Below are 26,258 nucleotides of genomic sequence, written 5' to 3'. Positions count from 1 at the left end.
CCTTCGCTCAGCAGAACGCCGTCGCCAGCACCTTCGGCAGCGCGTCGGCGGGGGTCTCGCCCGTGTACGGGTTGCCGGACAGGACCAGCGTGCGGCCCGAGTCCGAGCGCAGCGCGTAGGTCAGGTAGCCGAACGTGCCGCCGCTGTGCCCGTACACCTTGCCCCCGCACGGCAGCGGGAACGCCTGCAGGCCCAGCCCGTAGCCCATGCCCTGGCCCGCGTTCTCCATCGTGCGCATCTGCTTGAGCGCCTGCCCGCTGGTCAGCTTGCCGCCGAGCAGCGCGTCCAGGAACGTCGCCAGATCGGCCGTCGTCGAGATCATCTCGCCCGCACCGTACTCCAGGGACGGGTTCATCCGGGTCGCGTCGACCATCTTGCCCTGGTACGGCGCGTAGCCGCGCGCGTGCGGCTTCGGCAGGTCCTTGCGGTGGCCCGGCAGCAGCGTGTGCCGCAGGCCCAGCGGGCGCAGGATGCGGTTCTCGATCTCCTTCGCGTACGGGTTGCCGGTCAGCTTCTCGATGAGCATGGCGGCGATCACGTAGTTCGTGTTGGAGTAGCGCCAGCCCTGGCCCGGCTTGAAGTACGGCGGCTTCGACAGGCCCACGGCCAGCAGCTCCTGCGGCGTCTGGTCGTACAGCGTCTCCCTCGGCCGGTAGTCGCGCGCCGACCAGCCGGGGATGCCGGCGCCCGCGTAGTCGAAGACGCCGCTCGTGTGGTTGAGCGCCTGGCGGACGGTGACCTGGCTGTCCTCGGGCAGCGCGCCCGGCAGGTGCTTGCTCACCAGGTCGTCGAGGGACAGCTTGCCCTCGTCGGCGAGCTGCAGCAGCACGGTCGCCACGAACGTCTTGGTCACGCTGCCGACGCGGAAGTAGCCGTGCGGGTCGGCGGGCGCCTTCGAGCGCACGTCCCGCACGCCGACGGCCATCGCCCGGTCGCGGCCGTCCTCGCGCACCAGCGCCAGCGCGGCCGTCATGGCCTTCGCGTCCACCAGCGCGTCCAGATGGGTTCTCAACTGCTCGTGCGTCGGCGCCACGGTGGTCAGGGCGAGGGCGAGCGCCACGGTCTTCGTCAGGATCATGACCTCAACGCTAGGGACGCCGGACGGGCCGGACCATGCGGCGGACCGCACACCCGCCTGCGGAAAACCTCAGCCCGCGACCCTGGCGTACACGTACATGTCCCGCCGCTCCCCGCCCACCTCCTTCCACTTCCGCAGCAGTCCTTCCCGCGCGAACCCGGCCTTCTCGGCGGCCTTCCACGACGCTGCGTTCCACGGCTCGACGTGCGCTTCCAGCCGCGCGATCCGCAGCTCGCCGAACGCCCAGGACGCCACCGCGCGCAGTGCCGCGCACGCCACCCCCTGTCCTCTGGCCGATCCGGCCACCCAGTAGCCGACGCTCGCGCGGCCGTGGGGGCCGGGCCACAGCTCGATCTGGCCGACGGCGCGGCCGTCGCGGGCGATCGCGAACGAGTAGCCCACGCCGTCGGCGGCCCTGGCCCACTGGCGGCGGACGAAGGCCGCGCCCTCGGCGTCGGAGTACACCGCCGGAACGGAGGTGATCAACGGGATGTACGGGTCGGCGGCGGCCTCGGCGACCGCGGGCAGGTCGGTCAGCCGCCACGGCCGCAGCAGGAAACCGCCGTCGGCGGGAAGGTCGGGGACGGTCATGGCACCATGATGGGCTCATGGGCGCCATCGTCTACGTTCGCGGCTGGCTGGAGTTCAACGGGCTGCGGGACGAGGCCGCGCGGGTCATCGGGGACGACCCGGGGTGGTCGTTCCCGGAGGGCTGGTTCGACGTGGCCTCCTACCTGCGGGCCGTCCCCGCGCCTCTGCTGGCCGACTTGGAGGAGCGGGTCCGCGCGGTCGCCGCGCTGCCGGCCGCCGACGAGGACGGCGACCGCGTGTGCGGCCTGTTCCTCGTCTTCCACGAGGTCCACGGCCAGGACGAGTGGCAGGTACGTGATGGCGGCCTGCACATCCGCCCGGCGCCGCCCGACTACGACTATCTGTGGATCTGAGGTTCTGGGGCGACCTGGGGCATTTGGATGAGAAAGGGCTAATGTTCGCCTCACCGGGCCCTCACCGCTGATCGAGATGCTTCTTCATGTCCGCACCGATGGGAAGGAAACGACATGAGGAACGTCAAGCTGGTTCTGGCAGGCGCCGCGCTGACCACCGTGTTCGGCGGGTTCGTGGCAGCCGGTCCGGCGCTCGCCGACGACAGGACGTGCCGGGGCACGATCGGCGCGGTGAGCGTGGACAGCCTGTATGTGCCGAAGGGCGCCACGTGCAAGCTGTCCGGCACCCGGGTCGAGGGTGACGTGAAGGTGGGCAAGGGCGCGACGCTGCTGGCCAAGCGGGTGAAGGTCGACGGCAACGTGCAGGCCGATGGCGCCCGCTCGGTGTCGGTCACCTCCCGTTCGGTGGTGGGCGGCGACATCCAGGTGGAGGACGGGGGCGCCACCACGGTGACCTCGTCGCGGGTCGACGGCAACATCCAGCTTGAGGACAACGACCGCCGCCAGCGCGTCGAGGGCAACCGGGTGGACGGCGACATCCAGGTGAAGGACAACCGCGGCGGCGTCCGCGTCCACCGCAACAAGGTCGACGGCAACCTGCAGTGCGAGGACAACAGCCCGCGGCCGACCGGCGGCCGCAACTCCGTCGACGGCGACAAGGAAGGCCAGTGCCGCCGCCTCTGACCGCGTTTTGACCATGCTTGCGTCGATCCGGTCCGGGTGGGCATCGTAGACCGGGTGACCAGCGATGAGACACGCGACGGGGTGGCGCTGACCAACCTCGACCAGCCCCTGTTCGACGGCGCGGAGGCGACCAAGCGGGACCTGGTCGACTACCTCGACGCGGTGCGCGACCGGATGCTGCCGGGGCTGCGCGAGCGGGCGCTGTCGGTGATCCGGGTGCGGCCCGGCCAGGCTCCCTTCATGCAGAAGAACCTGCCCAAGTACGCCCCCGACTGGATTCGTACGACGTCGATGTGGGCGGAGGCGTCCCGCAGGCGGGTCACCTACGCGCTGTGCGACGACCGGCGGACGCTGCTGTGGTTCGGCAACCAGCGGGCGGTCGAGTACCACCCGGCGCTGGTGCGGGGTGATCACTTCACCCACCTGGTGCTCGACCTCGACCCGCCGGAGGGGGAGGGGTTCGGGGCGGTGGTGGCCGCCGCGATGCTGGTACGGCAGGCGCTGGCCGACTGCGGGCTGGCCGGGGCGGTCAAGACCAGCGGGGCCAAGGGGGTGCACGTGTTCGTGCCGGTGGTGGCCGGGATCGGCATGGAGGACCTGGCGGCGGCCACCCGGGCGCTGGCGGCGCGCGCCGAGCGGATCGACCCGTCGCTGGCCACGACCGCGTTCATCCGGGAGGACCGGGGCGGCAAGGTGTTCCTGGACTCGACCCGGGCGGGCGGGGCGACGGTGGTGGCCGCCTACAGCCCGCGCATCCGGCCGGGCACGCCGGTCTCGTTCCCGGTGGCGTGGGAGGAGCTGGACCGGGTGTCGCCGCGTGACTTCACCGTCCACACCGCTGTGGACAGGCTCGGCGACGGTGACCCGTGGGCCGAGCTGATGCCCGCCGAGCAGCGGCTGCCCGCCGACCTGATCGAGGAGGGGCACACGATCCCGGTGGCGCGGGTGCAGGCGATGCACGAGGGCAAGCGCCGTGCCAAGGCCCGCCGGGAGGATGAGCGTTCGCCTTAGGCGTTCGTCTTGCGCGACCGCCCAAATTCGGGGTACGGTTCCGGGCATGGACATCGTGCTCACCGACCGCGGCCCCGTGCGCGGGCTCGTCACCGCCGACCACCGCGCCTACCTCGGCATCCCGTACGCCGCCCCGCCCGTGGGCGAGCTGCGCTGGCGCGCGCCGCGACCGGCGGCGGCCTGGACCGAGCCGCTGGACGCCACCCGGCCGGGGCCGATGTGCGCGCAGACCGGCGACCACCTGGGAGCCGGAAGCCTCAGCGAGGACTGCCTCTACCTCAACGTGACCGCGCCCAGCGAGGGCGCCGGGCTGCCCGTGATGGTGTGGCTGCACGGCGGCAGCTTCAAGGACGGCGCCGGTCACCTCTACGACGCCCGGCGGCTGGCCGTCCAGGGCCGGGTGGTCGTGGTGACCGTCAACTATCGGCTCGGCGCGCTCGGCTTCCTCGCCCATCCGGCGCTCGACCCCGAGTCGGCCGACTGCGGGCTGCTCGACCAGCAGGAGGCGCTGCGCTGGGTGCGGCGCAACGCGGCGGCGTTCGGCGGCGACCCGGGCAACGTGACGCTGTTCGGCGAGTCGTCCGGAGGCGTCGCCGCCGGGGCCCACCTGGTGATGCCGGGGTCGGCCGGGCTGTTCCACCGGGCGATCCTGCAGAGCGCGCCGGTGACCGCGCCGTGGGCGCCCTCGCTCGCCCTGGGCAACAACCCGCGCCCCCGCGCGCAGGCCGAGCGGGAGGGCGAGGCGCTGGTCGCGCGGCTCGGCCTCGCCGACCTGAGCCGGCTGCGCGAGGTCCCGGTCGAGGAGCTGCTGCGGGCCGCCGCCGACCCCGCGCAGCCCGGGTTCGGGCCGGTCGCCGGGGGCGGGGCGCTGCCGGTCGATCCGGCGGCGGCGGTGCGGGCCGGCGACTTCCACCCGGTTCCGGTGCTGTTCGGGATCAACCGGCACGAGCAGCGGATGCACGTGTGGGGGCAGGAGATGGCCGTCCACGGCGGGCCGATCCCCGCCGGGCGCTACGCGGACGAGGTGCGCGCGGCCTTCGGCGGCGACGCGGACGCGGTGCTGGCCGAGTACCCGGCGGACGCCTACGCCTCCCCGGGCCAGGCGCTGGCCACGGCGCTGACCGACGCCCAGTACGCACGGCACGCGCTCGACACCGGGGCGGAGCTGTCGCGGCGGACCGCTGCTTACGCCTACGAGTTCGCCGACGCCGCCGCGCCCTGGTTCGCGGCCTTCCCCAAGCCGTACGACATGGGCGCCTATCATGCCGCCGACCTGCCGTACCTGTTCGACGTGGGCTACAACGAGCCGCTGGACGAGGGGCAGCGGCGGCTGGCCGAGTACATGATCGGCCGCTGGGCCGCCTTCGCCCGCGACGGCGACCCCGGCTGGCCCGCCTTCACCGCGCCCGAGCCGTACGTGCAGGCGCTCGCGCCGGGCGCGACCGGGCCCGTCGACTTCGCCGGGGAGCACCGGTACGCCTTCTGGGCCTCGCTGAAAGTTTCAGCTCCGGCCGGGGTCTGACCTGAATCGATACAACGGCGGCCGTCCGCGTGATTGACCACCGCGCGGGCGGCTCCTAGCGTCTGAGGCGTCTCAGTCCTCCCCTCAGTTGGGACCTCGCGATGAATCGATTCAAAGCCTGCCTGGCCGCCACGGCCGGGCTCGCGGTCGCGGGCGCGCTGGTCGGGCAGTTACCCGCCTCCGCCGCCGTGACCTGCGACGTGGACTACGCCGTCGCCTCGCAGTGGTCCGGCGGGTTCACTGGCAACGTGACCATCCGCAACCTCGGCGACGCCGTCAACGGCTGGCGGCTGACCTGGACGTACGGGGCCGGGCAGCAGATCACCCAGGCGTGGAACGCCCAGCCGAGCCAGAGCGGCGCCGCCGTCACCATGACCGACGTGGGCTACAACGCCGCCCTCCCGGCCGGGGGCAGCGTCGCCTTCGGGTTCAACGCGTCCTGGAACGGCAGCGCGAACCCCGTACCGGAGGCCTTCGCCCTGAACGGCGTCGCCTGCACCGGCGCAGAGCCGTCGCCGTCGCCCACCGTCACCACCCCGCCGCCCGGCCCCGGGGGCGGCAAGCAGGTCGAGGACCTCGACCGGGGCCTGATCAGCGTGCGCTCCGGCAGCGGCAACCTGGTGTCCTGGCGGCTGCTCGGCACCGAGGCCCGCGAGACCGCCTACAACGTCTACCGGGGCGGCACCCGCATCGCCACCGTGACGAACTCCACCAACTACCTGGATCCCGGCGCCGCCGCCGACGCCACCTACACCGTCCGGCCCGTCACCGGGGGCGCCGAGGGGCCCGCGTCCGAGCCGTCGCTGCGCTTCGGCAACGGCTACCTCGACGTGCCCGTCAGCCCGCCGTCCTCCGGCCACCACGCCAACGACGCGAGCGTCGGCGACCTCGACGGCGACGGCCGCCTCGACCTCGTGCTGAAGTGGGAGCCGAACAACGCCAAGGACAACTCCCAGTCCGGCGTGACCGACCCCGTCTACATCGACGGCGTCAAGCTCGACGGCACCCGGCTGTGGCGCGTCAACCTCGGCCGCAACATCCGCGCCGGCGCCCACTACACCCAGTTCCAGGTGTACGACTACGACGGCGACGGCAAGGCCGAAGTCGCGATGAAGACCGCCGACGGCACCGTCGACGGCCGAGGCGCCGTCATCGGCGACGCCGGAGCCGACCACCGCAACTCCGGCGGCTACATCCTCACCGGGCCCGAATTCCTCACCATGTTCAACGGGCAGACCGGCGCCGCCATGTCGACCGTGCCCTACGACCCGCCGCGCGGCGACGTCTCCTCCTGGGGCGACGGCTACGGCAACCGCGTCGACCGCTTCCTGGCCGGCACCGCGTACCTCGACGGCGAACGGCCCTCGCTCATCATGGCGCGCGGCTACTACACCCGCTCGGTCATCGCCGCCTGGGACTTCCGCGACGGCCGCCTCACCAAGCGCTGGACGTTCGACTCCAACAGCTCCGGCAACAGCGCCTACGCCGGGCAGGGCAACCACTCGCTCACCATCGGCGACGTCGACGCCGACGGGCGCGACGAGATCGTGTACGGCGCCGCCGCCGTCAACGACGACGGCCGCGGCCTGTGGAACACCCGCTGGGGTCACGGCGACGCAGCCCACCTCGGCGACCTCGACCCCGGCAGGCCCGGCCAGGAGTACGTGAAGATCTCCGAATCGTCCTCCCCGCCCGGCCTCTACATGCTCGACGCCCGCACCGGCTCGGCCCTGTGGCGCACCGGCAGCTCCTCCGGCGAGGGTCCCGGCCGCGGCGTCGCCGGCGACATCCACCCGGGCAGCCCCGGCGCCGAGTCCTGGGCCGCGGGCGCCGGCCAGAACGGCCTGCGCAACACCTCCGGCGCCGTCATCGGCCGCCAGCCCTCCTCGGCCAACTTCCTGTCCTGGTGGGACGGCGACCCCGTCCGCGAACTGCTGGACCAGACCAGGATCGACAAGTACGGCACCGGCGGCGAGACCCGGCTGCTGACCGCCTCGGGCGTCCACTCCAACAACGGCACCAAGGCCACCCCGTCCCTGTCGGGCGACATCCTGGGCGACTGGCGCGAAGAGGTCATCTGGCCGACGACCGACAACCGCGCCCTGCGCATCTACGCGACGCCGCACGTCACCACCACCAAGATCCACACTCTGCTGCACGACCCGCAGTACCGGGTCGCGCTCGCCTGGCAGAACACCGCCTACAACCAGCCCCCGCACCCGAGCTTCTTCATCGGGAACGCCATGCCCACCCCACCCGCCCCGGACGTGTACGTCCGCTGACCGCTCGCCGGGAGGCGGGGATCGGTATCGTGGCGCGATGGCTGTTCAGGTGATCGTGCTCAATGGCGGGTCCAGCTCGGGGAAGTCCGGGATCGCGCGGTGTCTGCAGGCGATCCTGCCGGAGCCGTGGCTGACGCTCGGGGTCGACACGATGATCGAGGCGATGCCCGTCGCCATGCGCTCGTCGGAGGCGGGGATCGAGTTCGCGCCCGACGGGGGGATCAGCGTCGGGCCGGAGTTCAGCAGGCTGGACGCCGCCTGGATCGCCGGGGTCGCCGCGATGGCGCGGGCGGGGGCGCGGGTGATCGTGGACGAGGTGTTCCTGGGCGGGGCCGCCTCGCAGGAGCGGTGGATGCGGGCCCTGGCCGGGCTGGACGTGGCGTGGGTGGGCGTCAGGTGCGAGGCGGCGGTCGCGGCGGCGCGGGAGACGGCGCGCGGCGACCGGGTGGCGGGGATGGCGGTGTCGCAGGCCGAGATCGTGCACCAGGGGGTGCGCTACGACCTGGAGGTCGACACCGCGAAGGCCGAGGCGCTGGAGTGCGCTCGGGTCATCGCCCGGTTCGTCGAGGAGCGGGAGCGCGGGGGCCGCGCGCTGCCCGGGGATCGGTGAGCGTCCTCAGGACTTCCTGGCGAAGGTCTGACCGGCGACGAGCGCGCCGAGCGCGAGGACGAAGCCGGCGATCTGCCAGCCGTTGAGCGTCTGGCCGAGCACGGCGAGCCCGGCGACGGTGGCCACGAGCGGGTTGGTGAGGCCGAGCAGCGACACGGAGGTGGGCGCGAGCCGGTCGATGCCGCGGAACCACAGCGCGTAGGCGATCGCGGTGCCGAACACGCCCAGGTAGGCGAAGCCGAGCAGGTTGGGCCCGGTGAGGGTGGCGGGCAGGCCCTCGACGGCCAGGGTGAGCGGCGCGATGGCCAGGCCGCCGATGGTGAGCTGCCAGCCGGTCATGACGAGCGGCGACTCGGGCCGTCCCCATTTCTTGGCCAGCACGATGGCCAGGCCCATGAGGGAGGTGGCGGCCAGCATGGCGAGGATGCCGAGCGGGTCGAGCCGGGCCTCGGAGGTGAGCGTCAGCAGGGCCACGCCGCCGGTGCCGGCCAGGGCGGCGTACAGGACGGCTCGGGCGGGGCGGGCGGACAGGACGAGGATCGACAGCAGCGCCACGACGAGCGGTTGCACGGACCCGATGGTGGCGGCGACGCCGCCGGGCAGCCGGTAGGCGCCGAAGAACAGCAGGGGGAAGAACGCCCCGAAGTTCAGCATGCCGAGCACCGCGGACTTCCACCACCACGAGCCGGTGGGCAGGCGCCGGGCGACGGCGAGGAGCACGAGGCCGGCGGGGAGGGCGCGCAGGGTGGCGGCGAGCAGCGGCCGGTCGGGGGGCAGCAGCGTGGTGGTCACGACGTAGGTGGTGCCCCAGCTCATCGGGGCGAGGGCGGCCAGCACGAGGTCGCCGACGCGGCCCGGGTGGACGGTCGCCGGCGCGGCGATGGTTGCCATGACGTTCCCTCCTCATTGATAATCTCAACGTTGAGATAACAACACATTGATTCAGCGAACGTCAAGTCTCTTAATGTTGAGAGGATTACCGATGGGCGACGCGGTGGACGCGGTCACCGCTCAGTGGCGGCGCGAGCGGCCGGACGTGGACGTGTGGCCGATGGAGGTCGTCGGCCGGGTGTCGCGGCTGTCGCGCCTGCTGGAGCGCGGGATCAAGGAGGTGTTCGGCGCGCACGGGCTGGAGAGCTTCGAGTTCGACGTGCTGGCCACGCTGCGCCGCTCCGGCGCCCCGTACGAGCTGAGCGCCGGGACGCTGCTCAAGGCGGCGATGGTGACCTCGGGCGCGATCACCAACCGGATCGACAGGATGGAGGCCAAGGGCCTGGTCGAGCGGGTGCGCGACGTGGAGGACCGGCGCTCGGTGCGCATCAGGCTCACCCCGCGCGGCCTGGAGCTCGTCGACAAGGTCCTGGTCGAGCACGTCGCGAACGAGGCCCGCCTGCTGTCCGGCCTGGCCCCGGCCGACCGCGACACGTTCGTCGCCCTGCTGCGCGGGCTGCTGGAGTCGCTCGGGGACACCGCGATCGACTGATCAGTCGTCGAGGCCGCGCGCGCTGAGCGCCTCGCCCAGGGCGTCGGCGTGCCGCAGCGCGCTGACGACCAGCGGCACCGCGAACGCGCGCAGGCTCCACTCGACCCCCCGCGCCCGCTGGGCCTCCCTGACCCGGGCCGCCAGCCCGGCCATCACCGGCACGGTCCTGATGGTCAGCGACAGCAGCAGCGACAGCCGGAACGGGTCGACGCCGAGCCGCCGGGCCGGCCGCAGGCCGCGTTCCAGCGTCGCCAGCATGGCGGAGGTGCGGGTGGTGAGCGTGACCAGCGCCGCCAGGGCCACGGCCAGGACCAGCCTGGACGTGAGCATCGCCGCCGTCGGCAGCCCCGCCATCACCCACTGCACGGCGAACAGCGCCACCGCGAACCAGCGCACCGGCCGGATCTGCGCCCAGGCCGCCGCCGCGCCCACCCCGGACAGCGCATAGAGCCCGGCGGTCACCAGCGCCGCCGCCCCCATCGCCCACGGGGAGCGCAGCAGCACGAGCACCGTGCAGCACACCGCCAGGCCCAGCAGCTTGACGCCCACCGGCAGCCGGTGCAGCGGCGAGCTCCCGGGCACGTAGATGCCGGCCAGGCCGTTCGCGCCGCTCATGCCATGAGCTTCCGGTAGTGGCCGAGCGCCGACTCGGGGGTCGCGTCGGCCACGATCCGGCCCTCGTCCAGCACCAGCACCCGGTCGAACCCGTCGAGCAGCGGCAGGTCGTGCGTCACCACGATCACCTGCATCGGCAGCTCGCGCAGCACCTCGGCGACCAGCCGGGAGTGGCGCAGGTCGAGCAGCGTCGTGGGCTCGTCCATGATCAGGATCTCCGGCTCCAGCACCAGGACCGAGCAGAGCGCCAGCAACTGCTTCTGCCCGCCGGAGAGCTGGTGGGCCGGGTGGTCGGCGTGCCCGTCGAGCCCGTAGCGGGACAGCACGGCCGACACCCGCCGCGTCACCTCGGCGGCCGGCAGCTTGTGGCGGCGCAGCGAGAACGCCACGTCCTCGGCCACGGTCGGCATCACGATCTGCGCGTCCGGATCGGTGAACAGGAACCCCACCCGCCGCCGGATCCGCGCCGCGTGCCGCCGCGTGTCGTCGCCGAGCACGGTCACGGTGCCGGACGAGGGCAGCGCCAGCCCGTTGAACAGCCGGGCCAGGGTGCTCTTGCCGGAGCCGTTGGCGCCGGCCACGCCGATCCGCCGCTCCGCGAGCGTGGCGGTGATGCCGCGCAGCACGTCGCGCTGCCCGAGCCGGACGTGCACGTCAGCCAGGTCGATCATTCACACCACCTCGAACAGGGCGGCGACCCCGAGCCCGCCGCCGACCGCCGCCGTCGCCAGCCCGAGCGTCCCCGCCGGCGCGCCCGCCCGGACGAGCCGCGTGAACAGCCGCGTCACCACGACCGCCCCGCTCGCCCCCCACGGGTGCCCGAGCGCGAGCGCGCCGCCGTCGGCGCACACCCGCCCGGCGTCGGCGCCGAGCGGATCGAGCCCCAGCGCGTCGGTCACCGCCAGCGTCTGCGCCGCGAACGCCTCCACGATCTCCACCGCCGCGACCTGCTCCATCGTCACTCCGGTACGGGCGAGCAGGCGGCGGACGGCGGGCACCGGCCCCCATCCGGGCAGCGCCGGATCGCATCCGGTGACGGTCCCGGCCACCAGCCGCAGCCCGGGCAGCCCGGCCCGCAGCCGTTCCGGCACGACGGCGACCGCGGCGGCGCCGTCGCTGTTGGGCGCCGAGTTGCCGGCCGTCACCGCGCCGCCCGGCACGAACGCCGCCGGCAGCCGCCCCAGCGACCCCTCGCGCAGCAGCCGGGGCCGCTGGTCGCTGTCGCGCCCCTCGACGGGAACGATCTCCGCCGCGAACCGGCCCGCCTCCCGCGCGGCCACCGCCTTGGCGTGACTGGCCAGCGCGTAACGGTCCTGCTGGTCCCGCCCGACGCCCCTGGCCACGCCCAGCGCCTCGGCCGCCGCGCCCATCCCGGGGTCGGGATGGCCGTCGGGGGCGAACGGCGCGCGCTCGTACGGCTCGGCCTCGCCACGGCGGGTGCGCAGCGGCGCGGTGGACGCGCTCTCCACGCCGCCCGCCACGACGAGCTCCGCCTCACCGCTCCGTACGGCCTGCCCGGCGAGCAGGACGGCGGCCAGGCCGCTCCCGCACTGCCGGTCGACCGTGACCCCCGGCACCTCGTGGCCCAGCCCGGCGCCCAGCGCGGACACCCTGGCCAGGTTGCCGCCGGGACCCATGCAGTTGCCCAGCATCACGTCGTCCACCGGCAGCCCGAGCCCGGCCGCGTCGCGGACGACCGCCGCGATCACCGGGGCGGCCAGCCGGTCGGCGCCCACGCCCTTGAACGCGTGCCCGGCCGTCCCGATCGCCGTCCGGCGCGCGGCCACCACCACGGGCGCGTCCATCAGGACAGCCGCCGCAGGGCCGGGTCGCCGTCGGCGAGCCGGGCGGCGACGAGCGCGCGGGCCGGCTTGCCCGTCGCGGTGCGCGGCAGCTCCTGGACCGCGTACCAGCGGCGGGGCCGCTGCGCCAGGTCGAGCCCGCCGCGCGCGACGGCCTCCAGCGCGGACCTGGGCGGCGGCGCGCCGGCCGCCTCGACGATCGCGGTGACGACCGAGCCCAGGTCGGGATGGGGCGAGCCGATCACCACGATGTCGCCCACGCCGGGCACGGCCCGCAGCACCTCCTCGACGTCCTCGGGCACCACGGTCGCCCCGCCGGTCTGGATCGCGCCGTCGCCCCGGCCGCGCAGCCGCAGCGGCTCTCCCGGCCGGTACGGCTCGGCCAGGTCGCCGACGCTCATCCACCCGTCGCCGTCGCGGAGCAGCGGCCCGCTCGCCCCGGCCGCGTAGCCCTCGGCCAGCCAGGGGGAGCGGGCCCACACGGTGCCGAGGTCGCGGCCCGGCTTGACCCGGACGTCGATCTCCACCCCGGGGAACGGCCGCAGCCCGGTGCCGTCGGCGTCCGCGGCCACGAACGACAGCTCGGTGGCCCCGTAATAGGACACCACTCGCATCCCGGCGCGCTCGCGCAGCCCTTCGGCCAGTGCCGCGCCGCCCACGGCGGCCACCCGCAGCGGGCTGCCCTCGGGCCGGGCGGCCAGCAGCTCGGGCAGCCGGTGCGGCACCAGGTGCACGGCCGTCGCGCGGGCGAGCTGCCCGGCCAGTGCGCCGGGCGACCAGCGGCCGGGCACCAGCACCGTCGCCCCGGCGGCCAGCGCGTGCACGGCCGCGAACCCGTACAGGGAGGAGATGAGCGGCCCGGGCACCAGCACCACGTCGTCGGCGGTGATGCCGGTGAGCTCGCTGAACGGCTCGAACGAGCCGGTCCACGAGCCGCGCGTGCGCACCACGGCGCGCGGGCGGCCGGTGCTGCCCGAGCTGAAGCAGGCCCAGGCCAGGTCGCCGGGCCGTGCCGGGCGGCCGGTGAAGGCGGCGTCCGGCAGGCCGGCCGGGACGGCGTCGACGGTGAGGGCCGCGGGGATCTCGGGCGGCGCCTCGCGGGCCGGGTCGCACAGCAGCGGCGTCCCGCCGAGCAGGTCGACCGCCAGCACGGCGGTGAGCTGGTCGACGGGGTCGGCCGCGCGGATCACGGCCAGGGGCGTCGCGGCGCCTGCCGGGAGAGGGGCGAGGGCCGCGGCGAGCCGTTCGGCCCGCTTCGCCAGGGCGCCGTAGGAGAGCTCGCCCGACGGCCCGGCCAGCGCGAGGCGGCCGGGACGGGAGGCGGCGTGCCGCAATACCTGTGCTGCGACTGGCATGCCAGGTTCAGAGTTCCTTTCCGGCTCGGAGCCGTTCGCGGTGCACGGCCGGGACCGCGTCGGGGTAGGCCCGCTGGGTCCCGCGCGCCACGAACGCCGTCAGCACCGCCTTGGCCACGTCACCCGGCACGAACCCCAGCGTGAGCAGGGCCGCCTGCCCCAGCGTCAGCCCGCCGACGAGCGCCCACAGCGGGATGCCCACCAGATAGACGACCCCGAGGCCACCGGCCAGGGAGGCTACCAGTAGCCGTCCGATGCCCGGGGAGCGCCCGCCGCGCTCGACGATCCACCCGATGAGGGCGGCGCCGGGCAGCCAGCCGAGCAGGAACCCGACCGACGGCCCGGTGAACACCCCCAGCCCGCCGCGCCCGCCCGCCAGCAGCGGCAGCCCGGCCGCGACCAGCAGGATGAACACGCCGACCGCCAGGGCGGCCCGCCAGGAGCCGAGGATCGCCCCGGCGAGCATGACGCCGAGCGTCTGGAGCGTGATCGGCACCGGGCCGAACAGGTTGAGCCCCGGGACGAGGCCGAGCGCGGCGATCAGCGCGGCGAAGACGGCCACCCGGGCCACGTCCACGATGGGGAGGCGCAATCGGTACATTCCCGCTCCTCAGCTAGGTTTTGCTGCCGGGTCCGATCCCACACCAGAACGTCCGCCGGGGTTATGGAGGGTTGCCACAACGTTGCCCGGCCGAAGATGTAGCGCATAGGCACGCCGCCACGGGCTAGAGACAAGGCATGGCAGACGGGATCGTCGACTGGGTCACGGGTCTGATGGAATCGCTGGGCGCGCCGGGAGCGGGCCTGGCCGTCGCGCTGGAGAACCTGTTCCCGCCGGTGCCGAGCGAGGTGATCCTGCCGCTCGCCGGGTTCACGGTGAGCCGGGGGGAGCTGGTGCTCTGGCAGGTGCTGGTGTGGACGACGGTCGGGTCGGTGGCGGGCGCGCTCGCGCTGTACGGCATCGGCGCGGCCCTGGGGCGCGACAGGATGCACGCGCTGGCCGAGAAGGTCCCGCTGGTCAAGGTCGACGACGTGCGCAAGACCGAGGCGTGGTTCGAACGCCACGGGCGCAAGACGGTGTTCTTCGGGCGGATGGTGCCGATCTTCCGCAGCCTGATCTCCATCCCGGCCGGCGTGGAGCGGATGCCGCTGCCGGCGTTCACGCTGTTCACCACGCTGGGCAGCTTCCTGTGGAACACCGCCCTGGTCATGGCCGGCTACCTGCTGGGCGAGCAGTGGTCACTGGTCGAACGGTATGTGGGCATTCTCACGTACGTGGTCATCGGGCTGATCGTGCTGGCCGTCGGGGTGTTCGTGTGGAAGCGGGTGTCGGAGGGGCGCAAGGCCCGCCGGTAGCCTCGGCTTCCGTGAACATCAGAACGGGCGTCGCGGCCGATGCCGACGCCATCGCGGCTCTCCACACCGAGAGCTGGCGCACCGCCTATGCCGGGATCATGCCGGAGTCCTATCTGGAGGGGCCGCTGCCCGCGACCCATCGCGAGCTGTGGCGGGCCAGGGCCGAGAGCGAGGTTCACCTCAACGGCGGTGACCCGCCCTGCCTGCTGGTGGCCGAGGACGAGGCGGGTGTGAGCGCGTTCGCGTATCTGGTGCCGGAGCGCGACGGCCGGGTGCTGCTGGACAACCTGCACGTGCGGCCCACGCTCAAGCGGTCCGGCCTGGGCCGCCGGCTGATGGACCGGGGGCTCGGCTGGGCCGCCGAGCACCACCCGGGCAAGACCGTCTACCTGGAGGTTCTGCGCGACAACGCCGCGGCCAGGGCCTTCTACGAGCGGATGGGCGGCAGGCCCGGCCGCGCGTTCGTGGAACGCTTCAACGCCGGGTTCGAGCTGGACGTCGTCGAATACACCTGGAGCCCGGTCAACGGCCGGTGAAGTGCCGGGTGAACCAGTCGCGGGCCAGGTCCGCGACCGTCTCGAGCGCCCCGGGCTCCTCGAACAGGTGCGTGGCCCCGGGGACGATCCGCAGCTCGCTCTCGGCGTTCAGCTCCCGCTGGGCGGCCTCGTTCAGCTCGATGACCGGCTCGTCGGCGCCGCCCACCAGGAGCAGCGTCGGGGCCCGTACCGACGCCAGGCGCGGCCCGGCCAGGTCGGGACGGCCGCCGCGGGAGACGACGGCGGCGACGATGTTGTCCGGTTCGGCGGCCGCCCACAGGGCGGCCCCGGCGCCGGTGCTGGCCCCGAAGTAGCCGACCGGCAGCCCGGTCGCGCCCGGGTCCTCGCGCACCAGGGCGGTCGCCGCGAGCAGCCGCCCGGCCAGCAGCTCGATGTCGAACACGTTGCCCCGGTCGGCCTCCTCCTCCGGCGTGAGCAGGTCGAACAGCAGCGTGCCCAGCCCCGCCTCGTTGAGCGCGTCCGCGACGAAGCGGTTGCGCGGGCTCAGGCTGCTGCTGCCGCTGCCGTGCGCGAACACCACCACGCCGAGGGCGTGTTCGGGCACCACGAGCTGCCCCGATATTTCGACATCCACCTGTGACACCTCCAGTCACCAGGCTCCTACCCACTGTGATGCTGGGTAGGACCCGGGTGTGGAGGAGGAATCGCGCAGACGGGGCAGGAGCCTGCCGCCGCTGGAGCGCATCTCCCGGCACGGCAGGATCGTGCTGGAGCAGGCGCGGCGGCTGGGGCTCGGCGACTGGCTGCGCACCGAGCGGGAGTCCCTGGCCCAGACGGTCAAGGTGACGGTCGCCTGCATGGTGGCCTGGTGGCTGGCGGCCGTGGTGATGAAGACGCCGATGCCGGTGCTGGCCCCGATCGGCGTCCTCGCCACGGTGTCCGTGACCGCCTACAGCACGGTCGTGCGGGGGGCCCAGCAGATCGGCGCGGTCGTGGTGGGGGTGACGGCGGCGATCGCGCTGATCATGTTCATCGGCGCGAACGCGGTCACGCTGGGCCTGCTGGTGGCCGCCGGGCTGGTGCTGACCCGGCTGCTCAACCTGCCCAACCAGAACGTGCAGATCCCGATCACCGCGCTGCTCGTGTTCGCGCTGGGCAGCACCTACAGCATGTACCGGCTGGCCGACCTGCTGCTCGGCGTCGGCGTCGGGATCGGCGCCAACCTGCTCGTGCTGCCGCCGCGCTACATCGAGGAGGCGCAGAAGGACCTGGCCGCGCGCTCGGCCGATCTGGCGGAGCTGGCCCGCGACATCGCCGAGGGCCTGTACGGCCGGTGGGGGGAGAACGAGTCGCGCGAGTGGCTGGACCGTTCCCGGGAGCTGGCCCGCGACCTCGACGACAGCGAGGAGGTCGCCGAGCAGGCCGTCGAGTCCGTACGGCTGAGCGTGCGGCCCCGCCGCTACGAGGAGCGGCTGGATCAGGTCGCCGAGGCCATGACCGCACTGGACCACGCCTGCCAGCAGTTGCGCGGCATCGCCAGGGCGCTCAACGACCTGGTCGTGGGCGCGCGCGGGCTGCCGGACGTGGACGCGGCGCTGCTGCCGGTGGCGCTGGGCGACGAGCTGGAGGCCATCTCGCGCGCCTTCTCCGCGTTCGGCGGCCTCCAGGTCGGCTGCGGCACCGAGGAGGACCTCGCCGCCCTGCGCCAGGCGTTGCGCGACGGTGAGCAGGAGGACCGCGCCGTCGCCGACACCTTCAAGGACACCGAGCACGTCGGCCTGTGGTCGCTGTACGGGGCGATGCTCGACGCCTGCCGCGGCATCAGGCACGAGCTCGACCCCGACCACGGGCCGCACCGGGCCGCGTTCCCGCCGGACTGCACGTGACTCAGGCGAGCAGCAGCGCGGTCACGAACTGCAGCACGTGCCAGGCCACGTAGGCGGCGAGCGAGCCGAACGCCCACTCCTTGGCCCGGGAGACCCGCCCCGCCCAGCGCAGCGCCTCGACGGGCTCGCGCCCGCGCCGCCGCCCGGCCCTGGCCACGAAGAACGCGGCCACCAGCCAGCCGGCCGCCGAGAAGGCGAGCAGGCCGGCGGAGAGCGCGAGCAGCGGCGCGGAGGCGGGCGGCGCGGCCCCGGGGACGAGCTGGCGCACCCAGGCCATCGACACCATGGCGAGCACGGTCAGCGTGATCCGCCTGTCCTTGCGCGCCTGTCGCCTGAGCCACTGAAGGTCTTGACGCAGATGGTTCTTGAGCATCCGGATCACCTCCGCTTGGAGTAGCTGGTGAGACCAGCTAACGGGGGAACCCGGGCCAAGATCTGCGACCTAAGGCCCAAAAAATCACGACATTTCGCGGAGTTCTGCGGCGGCCTTCCGCGCCTCGAACACGTCACCCACCTCCTCCAGCGTCCGCACCGCCTCGCCCAGCAGCTCCGCCGCCGCCACCGCGTCACCCTGCCGCCGCGCGATCAGCCCCAGCGCCCGCAGCGCGCACCCCAGGTCACGCCGCGTCCCGCAGCCCCGGTGCACGTCCCTCGCCTGCTCGGCGTACGCCAGCGCCTCCTCCGGCCGGTCCAGGTCGAGCAGGATCATCGCCAGCGTGGTGAGCGCCGCCGCCCACCGGTCCCGGGTGCCCGTCTCGTGCTGCAGCTCCACCGTCCGCGCCGCGTACTCCAGCGCCGCCGCCGGCCGGCCCGCCGTGTGCAGCGCCTGCGCCACCGACAGCAGCGCGCTGGCCCGGTCGTCGCGGACCTCCTCCCGGATCGCCAGCGACGCCAGCGCCGCCCGCAGCGCGTCCCGGTGCCGGTCCAGCGACAGGTACGTGTACGCCAGCGTCTCCTGCACGTCCGCCTCGGCCCGCCGGTTGCCCAGCCCCTGCACGATGTCCAGCGCCTCCAGCGCGTACACGAACCCCACCTGCGGCTGCCCCTGCCGCCGCCGCACCCGCGCCAGCCGGTTCAGCATCCGCGCCTCGGCCGGCAGGTCACTGATCACCCGGCTGATCGCCAGCGCCTGGCTCAGGTAGTCGTCGGCGCGCAGGTAGTCGGCCAGCCGCCAGTGCACCAGCCCGATGTCCCCCAGCGTCTCGGCCCGGCCCTGCTCGTGGTGCAGCTCCACCTGTACGGCCAGCGCCTGCTCGTACCGGTCCAGCGCCTCGTCGTAGCGGGAGCCGTTGCGCGCGATGCGGCCCAGCGTGCACAGCGCCCGGCCGTAGCCGTGCTGGTCGCCCGTGGCCGTGTAGCCGGCCAGCGCCCGTTCCGCGTCACGCTGGGCGTCCTGCGGCAGCCGCAGCGCGTCGTACACGTCGGCCAGGCAGAGCAGCGTCTCCGCCTCGGCGTGCTCGTCGCCCAGCTCGTGGCAGATCGACAGCGCCTCCAGCCCCTCCGACAGCGCGGCGTTCGGCTCGCCGAGGCTCTGCTGCACCCGGGCCAGGATGATCAGGCTCTGCGCGGTGCCCCGGCGGTCGCCCAGCTCCTCGCGCACCTCCAGCGCCTGCCCGGCGTGGTCCAGGGCCAGCTCGTGCCGGTTCTGCGACAGGTGCAGCCGCGACAGTGTGTGCAGGCTGTCGGCCACCCCGGTCAGGTCGCCGATCTCCCGGTAGAGCTCCAGCGCCTCGCCCGCGCACTTCAGCGCCTCCTCGCCGTTGCCCGCGATGCCGTGCACCTCGGCCAGGTCGTTCAGCGCCCTGGCCCGGCCCTCCCGGTCGCCGAGCAGGTCGAAGTCGGCCAGCGCCTCGCCGATGTAGCGGGCGGCGCGCGTGGAGGGCCCGATGGCGCGGTGGATCGAGCCCAGATGGCTGCGCATGACCGCGATCGCCCGGCGGTTGCCCACCTGCCGCGCGCAGTCGAGCCCGGCCTGCTGGATCTCCAGGTTGTTCTCGTAGTAGCGCAACCGCCTGAACGGCTCGAACACCGCCTCGGCCAGCCGCCAGGCGATGCCGTGCGCGCCGGTCTCCTCCGCCAGCCGCGTCACCGAGACCAGCGCCCGGCGCTCGGCCTCGAACCACTCGCCCGGCGTCGCCGGATCGGCCGCCTTGGCCAGGTAGTGGTCCAGCAGCCGCACCCTGGCCTCGCGCACGCCCGCCTCGGCGTGCCTGCCCAGCTCCCTGGCCAGCCCCTTGACCAGGTCGTGCACCCGGTAGCGGGCCCCGGGCAGCGGCTCGACCAGGTACGCCCGGTGCAGCCCCGCCAGCGCGGTCACGGCCTCGCTCACCGGCACGCCGAGCGTCGCGGCCAGCACCTCCGGCGTGAACGCCCCGCCCGGCAGCAGCCCGACGTGCCGGAAGGCCCGCCGCTGCGCCGGGTCCAGCGACTCGTACGCCAGGTCGAGCGCCGAGCGGAACGCCTCCTCCGGGTCGCCCGAGAACGTCGGCCGCAGGTCGGGCCGGCGCAGCTCGCGCACCCGGGAGGCGACGCTGAGCTCCGGGTTCTCGGCCAGCTTGGCGGCGGAGATGCGCAGCGCGAACGGGTGGTAGGAGCACACGCGGGCCAGCTCGGCCAGCCCGTCGCGGTCGGCGGCGCGCGGCGACTCCTCGCCCAGCACCGCCACCAGCAGCGCCACCGCGTTGCCCGGGTCGAGCACGGGCACGTCCATCAGGTCGGCGTGCCCGGTGGCGCGCAGCGGCCCCATCCTGGTCCTGCTGGTCACCAGCACCACGCAGTCCTTGCTGCCGGGCAGCAGCGCGCGCACCTGGGCCGGGTCGGCGGCGTTGTCCAGGATGAGCAGCAGCCGGCGCCCGGCCAGCCTGCTGCGGTAGAGCAGCATCAGCTCGGCCTCGTCGGAGGCGGGCATGTGCTCGCCGACGCCGAGCGAGCGCAGGATCTGGCCCAGCGCCTCGGCCGGGTTCATCGGCGGCTGGCTGGGCGACTGGCCGCGCAGGTCGATGACGATCTGCCCGTCGGGGAACCGGCCGGCGTGCAGGTGGGCCCAGTGCGTGACCAGCGCGGTCTTGCCGACGCCGGGCAGCCCCTGGACCACCAGCGTGTTCGTCCGGCGGGGCCGCTCCAGCCAGGAGGTGAGCAGGTCGAGGCTCTGCTGGCGGCCGGTGAAGTCGGGCACGTCGGCGGGGAGCTGCGCCGGCCGGGGCACCTCGCCGGCGACGAGCGGCGCGTCCGGCTTGGCCAGGAACGGCGTCACCCGGCCCGTCCACGGCTCGGCCAGGTGCTCCCAGCTCCCCGCTGCGGCCCGCAGCGCGACCGGGTCGGCGATCACCAGCTTCCGGTAGCCGGGCCGCACCAGCCAGCCGCGCCGCGCCCAGTCGGCGAGCTGCCGCTGCACCACGTCGGCGGAGCTGCCGACCAGGTCGGCCAGCGTCTCCATGGACAGCGGCGGCGCCGCGTCGGAGGCCAGCCCGTAACGCTCGTCGAGCTGTAAGAGCCACACGGCCAGCCGGGCGGCGACCGGCGCCCGCGACAGCGCCTCGTGCCGGCGGGCGGCCACGTTGCGCGCGAACAGCTCCTGCACCAGCGCCGTCGCCGCCGCGCTGCTGGCCGCCACGTGCTCGCGCAGCCGCCGCAGGTCGATCGGCCAGGCCCGCACCTCGGTCAGCGCGTCGATCCTGACCCGCTCGCCGGGACTCCAGAACGCCAGCTCGCCCACGAGGTCGCCGGCGGAGCGCAGGTCGTGGATGACCTCGCGGTCGCCGCCCGGCAGGTATTCGCGGGCGAAGCCGTAGTCGATCAGGTGCACCCGGCTGGCCGGGCGCAGCGGCGAGCAGATGTGCTCGTTGCGCCGGTAGATCCGGGCCTTCTCGTCGGCCAGCGACCGGAAAGGGCTCACCGCCACCACCATTCCCCGGGACGGCGGCGTCCACGACTCGACACTTGTCAGATCAGTTGAACTCCGATCAAGGCAGGTGTCAACGGTTCATACGTGCGCGGAATCGGCCCGATCGGGAACGAAGCGGTAACCCACGTTGCGGACGGTGCCGATCAGCGACTCGTACTCGGTGCCGAGCTTGGCCCGCAGCCGCCGCACGTGCACGTCGACCGTGCGGGTGCCGCCGAAGTAGTCGTAGCCCCAGACCTCCTGGAGGAGCTGCGCCCTGGTGAACACCCGGCCGGGGTGCTGCGCCAGGTATTTGAGCAGCTCGAACTCCTTGAACGTGAGGTCGAGCACCCGGCCGCGCAGCCGGGCCGTGTAGGTGGCCTCGTCGATCGACAGGTCGCCGCTGCGGATCTCGTCGGGCACCTCCTCGGCCGACCCCTGCGACATGCGGCCCACGGCCATCCGCAGCCGCGCCTCCACCTCGGCCGGCCCGGCGCTGTCGAGCAGGACGTCGTCCACGCCCCACTCGGCGGTCATCGCGGCCAGCCCGCCCTCGGTGACGATCACCAGCAGCGGGCAGTCGATCCCGGTGGTGCGGATCAGCCGGCACAGGCTCTTGGCCTGCACGAGCTCCTTGCGGGCGTCGACGAGCACGGCGTCGGACGGCGGGGCGTCGATGAGCGCGGACGCCTCGGCGGGCGCGACGCGGACCGAGTGGAGCAGCAACCCGAGCGCCGGCAGCACCTCGGACGACGGTTCGAGGGCGTTGGTCAGCAGGAGCAGGTTGCTCATCTCGGCCTCCTAAACGCGCAGGGACCCGGGGGCTACGTCGCCCAGGTCCCGTAGGCGAGGATATCCCACGGCTTTGTCGCGGACATTGCGCGTCCAGGGAGTGAACAACGGCTCTCATGAAACATCCGTGTTAACGAACGTGCACAATGGTGGAGAATCTACGGTGAGGTACTGATGGCCTTGGGGAAAGTGCGTTATTGGGCGGCGGCGAAGCAGGCGGCCGGAGTGGCGGAAGAAACGTTCGAGGCCGCCACGCTTGGCGAACTCATGACGAAAATCACAGAAAACCGCGCCGAACTCGCTCGGATCGTGAGCAGGTCGTCATTCTTGATCGATGGTTCTCCCGTCGGTAAGAGGCCGCATGACGAGGTGCCTCTCGGCGACGGCGTGACCGTCGAGGTGTTGCCGCCGTTCGCCGGTGGGTGATGGCGCGCTTTGGCGGGGAATCAGTCGATAAGCTCATGACCCCCCGCGTGAGACAGGGAGCCCGATGCGCAAGCTGCTCGTTTTCCTGATGCTGCTGATCGTCCTCCTGGTCGTCCTCGACCGGGTCGCGGTCGCGGGCGTGCAGCGCGACCTGGCCAACCGCATCGCCGCCGCCACCGACGTCACCGGCACCCCCGAGGTCACCATCGAGGGAATCCCCTTCCTCACCCAGGCGATCTCGGGCCACTACCCGGAGGTGCGCTTCGACCTCGGCACGCTCAGCTACGGCGGCGTGCCGATCGAGAACCTCAAGGGCGCCGCCTACGACGTGACCGCCCCGCTGACCGACGTCATCCAGAACCGGGCCGACATCCGGGCCGGCCGCCTGGCTGTCACCGGCACCGTGTCCAGCGCCACGATCGACCGCTTCGCCCCGCAGGGCGTCAAGGTCAGCGGCAAGGGCGACAGGTTCGTCGCCTCCGGGGAGCTGATGGTGGGGGCGCAGAAGGTGAAGTTCACCGCCGAGATGCGGGCCGAGCTCGCCGACGGCGGCATCCGGCTCCAGGCCGAGAAGATCGAGGGCGTGCCCGACCAGCTCGCCCGGCTGGTCAACTACACGGTCCCGTTCAAGGGCAAGCTGCCCTTCGACGTCAAGGTCACCGAGGTGAAGAGCGTGGCCGGCGGGCTGCAGATCTCCGCCGAGGGGACCGACGTGCCGCTGCGTGGATGATTCCGTGGACGACGCTGAACCGGTCCGGCGCCCCGTACGTGAAGAGGGTGTGAGTCCAGCTGGCACCGCCGACGAGGAGCTTGTGAGAAGCCTGTTCGACGAGCACGCAGGGCCACTGTACGGATACGTGCTGCGGCTGACGGGCGATTCGGGACGGGCGGAGGACGTGGTGCAGGAGACGCTGCTACGGGCGTGGCGGCATCCTGACGCGCTCGCCGACCGGCCGATCAGGGCCTGGCTGTTCACCGTGGCCCGCAACCTCGTGGTCGACCAGCACCGGGCCCGCAAGGCGCGCCCGCCGGAGATCGGCGACGAGGCGCTGGCGGTGCTGCCGGCGGACGACGACCTGGAGCGCGCCGTCGAGTCGTGGGCCGTGGCCGAGGCGCTGGCCGAGCTGCGGCCCGAGCACAAGGACGTGCTGCTGGAGGTCTACTACCGGGGGAGATCGGTGAAGGAGGCGTCGGCGAAGCTCGGGATCCCGCCGGGCACCGTCAAGTCGCGCACCTACTACGCGCTGCGGGCGCTCAAGCTCGCCCTGGAGGAGCGGGGGCTGGCGCCGTGATGACGTGCGAGGAGGTGCGGCTGTCGCTGGGCGCGCACGCGCTGGGCGCGCTGGAGCCGGACGAGGCCGAGGAGCTCGACACCCATCTGGCCACGTGCGAGGCGTGCGGGGCCGAGCTGCTGGACCTGGAGGGGGTCGCCGGCTTCCTGGGCAAGGTGTCGGAACGTGACGTGGAGCTGGTCGCCAGCCCGCCCCGGGCGGTGCTGGACCGGCTGCTCGACGACCGCGCCAGGCGTCACCGGCGTGGCAGGCGGCTGACCGTCGTCGCCGCGGCGGCCGCGGCGCTGGTCGTGGGCGGCACGGTGTGGGGCGTCACCCAGCAGGGCGGCGCCACGGAGCAGGCCGCCTCGGCGCCCGCCGCGCGGTCGACGGTGAACCAGCCTCTGACGAGCGAGGAGGCGGCCGACCAGGCGATGCCGCTCCCGTCGACGGGCAGGCCCGAGCGCGCGATGCCGCTGCCGTCGTCCACCGGGTCCGACCAGGCGGAGCCGCTCCCGTCGTCCAGCGGGCGCACGAAGGCGACCCCATCGGCACGCGAGTCCGAGGCGCCGTCGCTCTTCATGGAATCGGCGGAGGAGCGCGAGTTCGCCGGCGCGCGGCAGGGCCGCGACGTCACCGTGCGGGCGCAGCCCGCCGAGGACGGCGCCGAGCTCCACGTCGTGGTCACCGGCCTGCCGCCGGACGCGGAGGGCCGCATCGTGGTCCGCGGCCGTGACGGCGGGCGCGACACCGCCGGGTCCTGGACCGGCTCCGCGCCGCAGTTCTCCGTGCGCACGCGCATCCCGCTGGCGGAGATCGCCCGGGTCGACGTCGTCGGCGTCAAGGGCGACCTGTACGTGAGCGCCGTGCCGAGGAACTGAGCCGAGGAATTGACCGGAGGTCCCCGCTGGTTGCACCGGACGTGCTGCTGAACGAGACCGAGCTGGGCGCGGCGCTGGGGGAGCGGGCGACGCTCGTCCAGTTCTCCACCGCGTTCTGCCAGCCGTGCCGGGCCACCCGCCGGGTGCTGAGCGACGTGAGCGCCCTGGTGCCCGGCGTCGCCCACGTGGAGATCGACGCCGAGTCGCGGCTGGACCTGGTGCGGCGGATCGGCGTGACGGCGACGCCGACGGTGCTCGTGCTCGATTCCGCGGGAAAAGTGGTGAAGAAGGCGGCCGGGCAGCCGCGCAAGGCCGACGTGCTGCACGCGCTGGCCAGCGCTTTGTCTCACGATCCATCTCATGACTCGGACGAGATGTGACAGATGGCGAGACGGCGATGTAATGTCGTCGCTGTGAACCCATCGACAGAGCTGCTGACGAAGCGGCGCGCGGTTGATTTCTGCCGCGTCGCCACCGCGCTCTGTCGCGCTGCCTGAGGACGGTCTACGCGCGTTCCAACCGCGCCCCCACCCGACCCTTCAGGAGCATCCCATTGATGCGTGCCGATCTGCCGTGCTCCGGCGTGGCGCCTGCCATCACCACCCCCACGAGGGGTGTCATCGGGATGCTCTCCTCACTGCAGCCTGGGGAATGCGCCTCGGCTGCGACAGAAATCCGCTGACCCGCCGTCTCCTGCCCGCCGCCAAACTGGAGGTTTCCCAATGAGCCGCTCCGCCGTCCTGGTGGACGCCGACTGGGTCGAGGCCAACCTCGACACCCCCGGTGTCGTTCTCGTCGAGGTCGACGAAGACACCAGCGCCTACGACAAGGGCCACATCCGTGGCGCCGTGAAGATCGACTGGAGGACCGACCTCCAGGACCCGGTCCGCCGCGACTTCGTGGACAAGACCGGCTTCGAAGCCCTGCTCTCCGAGCGCGGCATCGCCAACGACGACACCGTCATCCTCTACGGCGGCAACAACAACTGGTTCGCCGCCTACGCCTACTGGTACTTCAAGCTCTACGGCCACGACCAGGTCAAGCTGCTCGACGGCGGGCGCAAGAAGTGGGAGCTCGACTCCCGCGAGCTGGTCAAGGACGTTCCCCAGCGGGCGAAGACCGCCTACGTGGTGTCCAACCAGGACGACAGCATCCGCGCCTTCCGTGACGACGTCGTCGCCGCGATCGGCAAGCTCAACCTGGTCGACGTGCGCTCGCCCGACGAGTTCACCGGCAAGCTGCTCGCCCCCGCCCACCTGCCGCAGGAGCAGGCGCAGCGTGGCGGCCACGTGCCCACCGCGCGCAACATCCCGTGGTCCAAGGCGGCCAACGACGACGGCACCTTCAAGTCCGACGACGACCTGCGCGCCCTCTACGGCGCCGCCGGCGTCGACTTCGGCAAGGACACCATCGCCTACTGCCGCATCGGCGAGCGCTCCGCGCACACGTGGTTCGTGCTGCACGAGCTGCTCGGCCAGGCGAACGTGAAGAACTACGACGGTTCGTGGACCGAATACGGTTCGCTCGTGGGCGTTCCGATCGAGCTGGGGGAGGCCCGCTGATGAGCACTGCACAGGGTTGCGGAGCGCCGGAGCAGACCATCGCGCTGCCGGCCGGGATCGATCTGTCCAACCAGGCCGTCATCCAGGGCCGGGTGACCGGCGCCGGCACCGCCTACGCGCGGCTGCTCGACCACTCCGGCGAGTTCACCGGTGAGGTCGTCGTGTCCGACGAGGGCGTCTTCCGCTTCTTCGCGGCGCCCGGCGACTGGACCGTGCGCATCATCGCCGGCGGCGGCGTCACCCGTGACGTCCAGGTGGAAGCCCGGCTGGGCGAGGTCTCCGAGCTGGCCGTAGCGGTTTGACCCAGGTCACGCGAAG

At 73.3% G+C, this 26,258-nt stretch carries 30 protein-coding genes; 18 read left to right on the top strand and 12 right to left on the bottom strand.

Annotated features, from left to right (window positions below; genetic code table 11):
- Positions 1-7 precede the first annotated feature (7 nt).
- Together AB0J53_RS00240 and AB0J53_RS00235 are read right to left on the bottom strand one after the other, a co-directional pair.
- Entirely contained in the window at positions 8-1,078 is a 1,071-nt protein-coding gene (locus tag AB0J53_RS00240; protein ID WP_364167371.1) for a serine hydrolase domain-containing protein, read from the bottom strand.
- A gap of 69 nt (positions 1,079-1,147) precedes the next feature.
- Complete coding sequence (locus tag AB0J53_RS00235; protein ID WP_364167369.1) at positions 1,148-1,669, bottom strand: GNAT family N-acetyltransferase; 522 nt, start codon at positions 1,667-1,669, stop codon at positions 1,148-1,150.
- Positions 1,670-1,686: 17 nt separating this feature from the next.
- Between AB0J53_RS00235 and AB0J53_RS00230 the strand changes: the two genes are divergently transcribed.
- The 6 genes from AB0J53_RS00230 (at position 1,687) to cpt (ending at position 8,131) form a co-directional block, all read left to right on the top strand.
- A complete protein-coding gene (locus tag AB0J53_RS00230) occupies positions 1,687-2,022 on the top strand; it encodes a hypothetical protein (protein ID WP_364167366.1) in 336 nt (111 codons plus the stop codon).
- Between the two features lie 114 nt (positions 2,023-2,136).
- Positions 2,137-2,706, top strand: coding sequence for a hypothetical protein (locus AB0J53_RS00225; protein WP_219512528.1), 570 nt, complete (start codon positions 2,137-2,139; stop codon positions 2,704-2,706).
- 54 nt (positions 2,707-2,760) lie between these two features.
- Positions 2,761-3,717, top strand: coding sequence for an ATP-dependent DNA ligase (locus tag AB0J53_RS00220; RefSeq protein WP_364167363.1), 957 nt, complete (start codon positions 2,761-2,763; stop codon positions 3,715-3,717).
- Positions 3,718-3,763: 46 nt separating this feature from the next.
- Positions 3,764-5,239 (top strand): carboxylesterase family protein, encoded by a 1,476-nt coding sequence (locus AB0J53_RS00215; protein WP_364167360.1) that lies wholly within the window; start codon positions 3,764-3,766, stop codon positions 5,237-5,239.
- 101 nt (positions 5,240-5,340) lie between these two features.
- Positions 5,341-7,521, top strand: a complete 2,181-nt coding sequence (locus AB0J53_RS00210; RefSeq protein WP_364167358.1) for a cellulose binding domain-containing protein — start codon at positions 5,341-5,343, stop codon at positions 7,519-7,521.
- Positions 7,522-7,558: 37 nt separating this feature from the next.
- Positions 7,559-8,131 (top strand): chloramphenicol phosphotransferase CPT, encoded by a 573-nt coding sequence (gene cpt, locus AB0J53_RS00205; protein WP_364167356.1) that lies wholly within the window; start codon positions 7,559-7,561, stop codon positions 8,129-8,131.
- Positions 8,132-8,137: 6 nt separating this feature from the next.
- Here cpt and AB0J53_RS00200 read toward each other — a convergent pair whose 3' ends face one another.
- Positions 8,138-9,022 (bottom strand): EamA family transporter, encoded by an 885-nt coding sequence (locus AB0J53_RS00200; RefSeq protein WP_357584385.1) that lies wholly within the window; start codon positions 9,020-9,022, stop codon positions 8,138-8,140.
- Between the two features lie 91 nt (positions 9,023-9,113).
- On the opposite strand from AB0J53_RS00200, the gene AB0J53_RS00195 reads away from it, so the two are divergent.
- Complete coding sequence (locus AB0J53_RS00195) at positions 9,114-9,614, top strand: MarR family transcriptional regulator (RefSeq protein ID WP_364167352.1); 501 nt, start codon at positions 9,114-9,116, stop codon at positions 9,612-9,614.
- Here AB0J53_RS00195 and AB0J53_RS00190 read toward each other — a convergent pair whose 3' ends face one another.
- Genes AB0J53_RS00190 through AB0J53_RS00170 form a run of 5 tightly spaced genes read right to left on the bottom strand, consistent with a single transcriptional unit; the run spans position 9,615 to position 13,987 of the window.
- Positions 9,615-10,229, bottom strand: a complete 615-nt coding sequence (locus AB0J53_RS00190; protein WP_364167349.1) for an energy-coupling factor transporter transmembrane protein EcfT — start codon at positions 10,227-10,229, stop codon at positions 9,615-9,617.
- Positions 10,226-10,900 (bottom strand): ABC transporter ATP-binding protein, encoded by a 675-nt coding sequence (locus tag AB0J53_RS00185; protein WP_364167346.1) that lies wholly within the window; start codon positions 10,898-10,900, stop codon positions 10,226-10,228. Before AB0J53_RS00185 ends, AB0J53_RS00190 begins: the two co-directional genes overlap by 4 nt.
- Complete coding sequence (locus AB0J53_RS00180; protein WP_364167343.1) at positions 10,901-12,034, bottom strand: thiolase family protein; 1,134 nt, start codon at positions 12,032-12,034, stop codon at positions 10,901-10,903.
- Positions 12,034-13,386, bottom strand: coding sequence for an AMP-binding protein (locus AB0J53_RS00175; protein ID WP_364167340.1), 1,353 nt, complete (start codon positions 13,384-13,386; stop codon positions 12,034-12,036). Before AB0J53_RS00175 ends, AB0J53_RS00180 begins: the two co-directional genes overlap by 1 nt.
- Before the next feature lie 7 nt (positions 13,387-13,393).
- Positions 13,394-13,987, bottom strand: a complete 594-nt coding sequence (locus AB0J53_RS00170; RefSeq protein ID WP_364167337.1) for a biotin transporter BioY — start codon at positions 13,985-13,987, stop codon at positions 13,394-13,396.
- Between the two features lie 137 nt (positions 13,988-14,124).
- On the opposite strand from AB0J53_RS00170, the gene AB0J53_RS00165 reads away from it, so the two are divergent.
- Entirely contained in the window at positions 14,125-14,742 is a 618-nt protein-coding gene (locus AB0J53_RS00165; protein ID WP_364167334.1) for a DedA family protein, read from the top strand.
- Positions 14,743-14,753: 11 nt separating this feature from the next.
- Entirely contained in the window at positions 14,754-15,278 is a 525-nt protein-coding gene (locus AB0J53_RS00160) for a GNAT family N-acetyltransferase (RefSeq protein WP_357584373.1), read from the top strand.
- Here the strand turns inward: AB0J53_RS00160 and AB0J53_RS00155 are convergent.
- Positions 15,265-15,873 carry a dienelactone hydrolase family protein gene (locus AB0J53_RS00155; RefSeq protein WP_364167331.1) on the bottom strand — a complete coding sequence of 203 codons (609 nt, stop codon included), beginning with the start codon at positions 15,871-15,873 and terminating at the stop codon, positions 15,265-15,267. The two genes, AB0J53_RS00160 and AB0J53_RS00155, sit on opposite strands and share 14 nt — an antisense overlap.
- 58 nt (positions 15,874-15,931) lie before the next feature.
- Here AB0J53_RS00155 and AB0J53_RS00150 point away from each other — a divergent pair, with 58 nt between their 5' ends.
- Positions 15,932-17,125: an aromatic acid exporter family protein gene (locus tag AB0J53_RS00150; RefSeq protein WP_364167328.1), complete on the top strand. Its 1,194-nt coding sequence runs from the start codon at positions 15,932-15,934 to the stop codon at positions 17,123-17,125.
- A 1-nt stretch (position 17,126) separates the two neighbouring features.
- Here AB0J53_RS00150 and AB0J53_RS00145 read toward each other — a convergent pair whose 3' ends face one another.
- The 3 genes from AB0J53_RS00145 to AB0J53_RS00135 all read right to left on the bottom strand — a co-directional run bounded on the left by AB0J53_RS00145 (position 17,127) and on the right by AB0J53_RS00135 (position 21,800).
- On the bottom strand, positions 17,127-17,498 hold the full coding sequence (locus AB0J53_RS00145; RefSeq protein WP_364167325.1) for a hypothetical protein: 372 nt from the start codon (positions 17,496-17,498) through the stop codon (positions 17,127-17,129).
- Positions 17,499-17,582: 84 nt separating this feature from the next.
- Positions 17,583-21,020 carry a tetratricopeptide repeat protein gene (locus tag AB0J53_RS00140; protein ID WP_364167322.1) on the bottom strand — a complete coding sequence of 1,146 codons (3,438 nt, stop codon included), beginning with the start codon at positions 21,018-21,020 and terminating at the stop codon, positions 17,583-17,585.
- A gap of 87 nt (positions 21,021-21,107) precedes the next feature.
- Positions 21,108-21,800: a response regulator transcription factor gene (locus tag AB0J53_RS00135; RefSeq protein ID WP_219518567.1), complete on the bottom strand. Its 693-nt coding sequence runs from the start codon at positions 21,798-21,800 to the stop codon at positions 21,108-21,110.
- Between the two features lie 174 nt (positions 21,801-21,974).
- Here AB0J53_RS00135 and AB0J53_RS00130 point away from each other — a divergent pair, with 174 nt between their 5' ends.
- The 8 genes from AB0J53_RS00130 (at position 21,975) to AB0J53_RS00095 (ending at position 26,242) form a co-directional block, all read left to right on the top strand.
- Positions 21,975-22,226, top strand: a complete 252-nt coding sequence (locus AB0J53_RS00130; protein ID WP_219518564.1) for a MoaD/ThiS family protein — start codon at positions 21,975-21,977, stop codon at positions 22,224-22,226.
- Positions 22,227-22,290: 64 nt separating this feature from the next.
- Entirely contained in the window at positions 22,291-22,956 is a 666-nt protein-coding gene (locus AB0J53_RS00125; RefSeq protein WP_219518561.1) for a DUF2993 domain-containing protein, read from the top strand.
- Between the two features lie 49 nt (positions 22,957-23,005).
- Positions 23,006-23,518: a sigma-70 family RNA polymerase sigma factor gene (locus AB0J53_RS00120; protein WP_219518558.1), complete on the top strand. Its 513-nt coding sequence runs from the start codon at positions 23,006-23,008 to the stop codon at positions 23,516-23,518.
- A complete protein-coding gene (locus AB0J53_RS00115; protein WP_364168515.1) occupies positions 23,518-24,378 on the top strand; it encodes a zf-HC2 domain-containing protein in 861 nt (286 codons plus the stop codon). The genes AB0J53_RS00120 and AB0J53_RS00115 overlap by 1 nt, the downstream gene beginning before the upstream one ends.
- A gap of 47 nt (positions 24,379-24,425) precedes the next feature.
- Positions 24,426-24,758 (top strand): thioredoxin family protein, encoded by a 333-nt coding sequence (locus tag AB0J53_RS00110; RefSeq protein ID WP_246646931.1) that lies wholly within the window; start codon positions 24,426-24,428, stop codon positions 24,756-24,758.
- Positions 24,759-24,761: 3 nt separating this feature from the next.
- The gene (locus tag AB0J53_RS00105; protein WP_357584367.1) at positions 24,762-24,875 is read left to right on the top strand and encodes a putative leader peptide; all 114 of its coding nucleotides are present in this window, start codon (positions 24,762-24,764) and stop codon (positions 24,873-24,875) included.
- A 225-nt stretch (positions 24,876-25,100) separates the two neighbouring features.
- Positions 25,101-25,940, top strand: coding sequence for a sulfurtransferase (locus AB0J53_RS00100; protein WP_219518553.1), 840 nt, complete (start codon positions 25,101-25,103; stop codon positions 25,938-25,940).
- The gene (locus tag AB0J53_RS00095; RefSeq protein WP_219518549.1) at positions 25,940-26,242 is read left to right on the top strand and encodes a DUF1416 domain-containing protein; all 303 of its coding nucleotides are present in this window, start codon (positions 25,940-25,942) and stop codon (positions 26,240-26,242) included. Before AB0J53_RS00100 ends, AB0J53_RS00095 begins: the two co-directional genes overlap by 1 nt.
- Positions 26,243-26,258 lie beyond the last annotated feature (16 nt).

It is taken from the genome of Nonomuraea sp. NPDC049725, from assembly GCF_040674795.1.
Taxonomy (GTDB): Bacteria; Actinomycetota; Actinomycetes; order Streptosporangiales; family Streptosporangiaceae; genus Nonomuraea; species Nonomuraea ceibae.
Note: the sequence above shows the minus strand (reverse complement) of the source record. Positions and strands in the feature narration are given on the sequence as shown.

What these genes read in the sequence shown, in the direction of transcription:
- AB0J53_RS00240 (WP_364167371.1), bottom strand. Translation starts at nt 1,078, where the DNA reads ATGATCCTGACGAAGACCGTGGCGCTCGCCCTCGCCCTGACCACCGTG.
- AB0J53_RS00235 (WP_364167369.1), bottom strand. Translation starts at nt 1,669, where the DNA reads ATGACCGTCCCCGACCTTCCCGCCGACGGCGGTTTCCTGCTGCGGCCG.
- AB0J53_RS00230 (WP_364167366.1), top strand. Translation starts at nt 1,687, where the DNA reads ATGGGCGCCATCGTCTACGTTCGCGGCTGGCTGGAGTTCAACGGGCTG.
- AB0J53_RS00225 (WP_219512528.1), top strand. Translation starts at nt 2,137, where the DNA reads ATGAGGAACGTCAAGCTGGTTCTGGCAGGCGCCGCGCTGACCACCGTG.
- AB0J53_RS00215 (WP_364167360.1), top strand. Translation starts at nt 3,764, where the DNA reads ATGGACATCGTGCTCACCGACCGCGGCCCCGTGCGCGGGCTCGTCACC.
- AB0J53_RS00210 (WP_364167358.1), top strand. Translation starts at nt 5,341, where the DNA reads ATGAATCGATTCAAAGCCTGCCTGGCCGCCACGGCCGGGCTCGCGGTC.
- cpt (WP_364167356.1), top strand. Translation starts at nt 7,559, where the DNA reads ATGGCTGTTCAGGTGATCGTGCTCAATGGCGGGTCCAGCTCGGGGAAG.
- AB0J53_RS00200 (WP_357584385.1), bottom strand. Translation starts at nt 9,022, where the DNA reads ATGGCAACCATCGCCGCGCCGGCGACCGTCCACCCGGGCCGCGTCGGC.
- AB0J53_RS00195 (WP_364167352.1), top strand. Translation starts at nt 9,114, where the DNA reads ATGGGCGACGCGGTGGACGCGGTCACCGCTCAGTGGCGGCGCGAGCGG.
- AB0J53_RS00190 (WP_364167349.1), bottom strand. Translation starts at nt 10,229, where the DNA reads ATGAGCGGCGCGAACGGCCTGGCCGGCATCTACGTGCCCGGGAGCTCG.
- AB0J53_RS00185 (WP_364167346.1), bottom strand. Translation starts at nt 10,900, where the DNA reads ATGATCGACCTGGCTGACGTGCACGTCCGGCTCGGGCAGCGCGACGTG.
- AB0J53_RS00180 (WP_364167343.1), bottom strand. Translation starts at nt 12,034, where the DNA reads ATGGACGCGCCCGTGGTGGTGGCCGCGCGCCGGACGGCGATCGGGACG.
- AB0J53_RS00175 (WP_364167340.1), bottom strand. Translation starts at nt 13,386, where the DNA reads ATGCCAGTCGCAGCACAGGTATTGCGGCACGCCGCCTCCCGTCCCGGC.
- AB0J53_RS00170 (WP_364167337.1), bottom strand. Translation starts at nt 13,987, where the DNA reads ATGTACCGATTGCGCCTCCCCATCGTGGACGTGGCCCGGGTGGCCGTC.
- AB0J53_RS00165 (WP_364167334.1), top strand. Translation starts at nt 14,125, where the DNA reads ATGGCAGACGGGATCGTCGACTGGGTCACGGGTCTGATGGAATCGCTG.
- AB0J53_RS00145 (WP_364167325.1), bottom strand. Translation starts at nt 17,498, where the DNA reads ATGCTCAAGAACCATCTGCGTCAAGACCTTCAGTGGCTCAGGCGACAG.
- AB0J53_RS00135 (WP_219518567.1), bottom strand. Translation starts at nt 21,800, where the DNA reads ATGAGCAACCTGCTCCTGCTGACCAACGCCCTCGAACCGTCGTCCGAG.
- AB0J53_RS00130 (WP_219518564.1), top strand. Translation starts at nt 21,975, where the DNA reads ATGGCCTTGGGGAAAGTGCGTTATTGGGCGGCGGCGAAGCAGGCGGCC.
- AB0J53_RS00125 (WP_219518561.1), top strand. Translation starts at nt 22,291, where the DNA reads ATGCGCAAGCTGCTCGTTTTCCTGATGCTGCTGATCGTCCTCCTGGTC.
- AB0J53_RS00115 (WP_364168515.1), top strand. Translation starts at nt 23,518, where the DNA reads ATGACGTGCGAGGAGGTGCGGCTGTCGCTGGGCGCGCACGCGCTGGGC.
- AB0J53_RS00105 (WP_357584367.1), top strand. Translation starts at nt 24,762, where the DNA reads ATGGCGAGACGGCGATGTAATGTCGTCGCTGTGAACCCATCGACAGAG.
- AB0J53_RS00100 (WP_219518553.1), top strand. Translation starts at nt 25,101, where the DNA reads ATGAGCCGCTCCGCCGTCCTGGTGGACGCCGACTGGGTCGAGGCCAAC.
- AB0J53_RS00095 (WP_219518549.1), top strand. Translation starts at nt 25,940, where the DNA reads ATGAGCACTGCACAGGGTTGCGGAGCGCCGGAGCAGACCATCGCGCTG.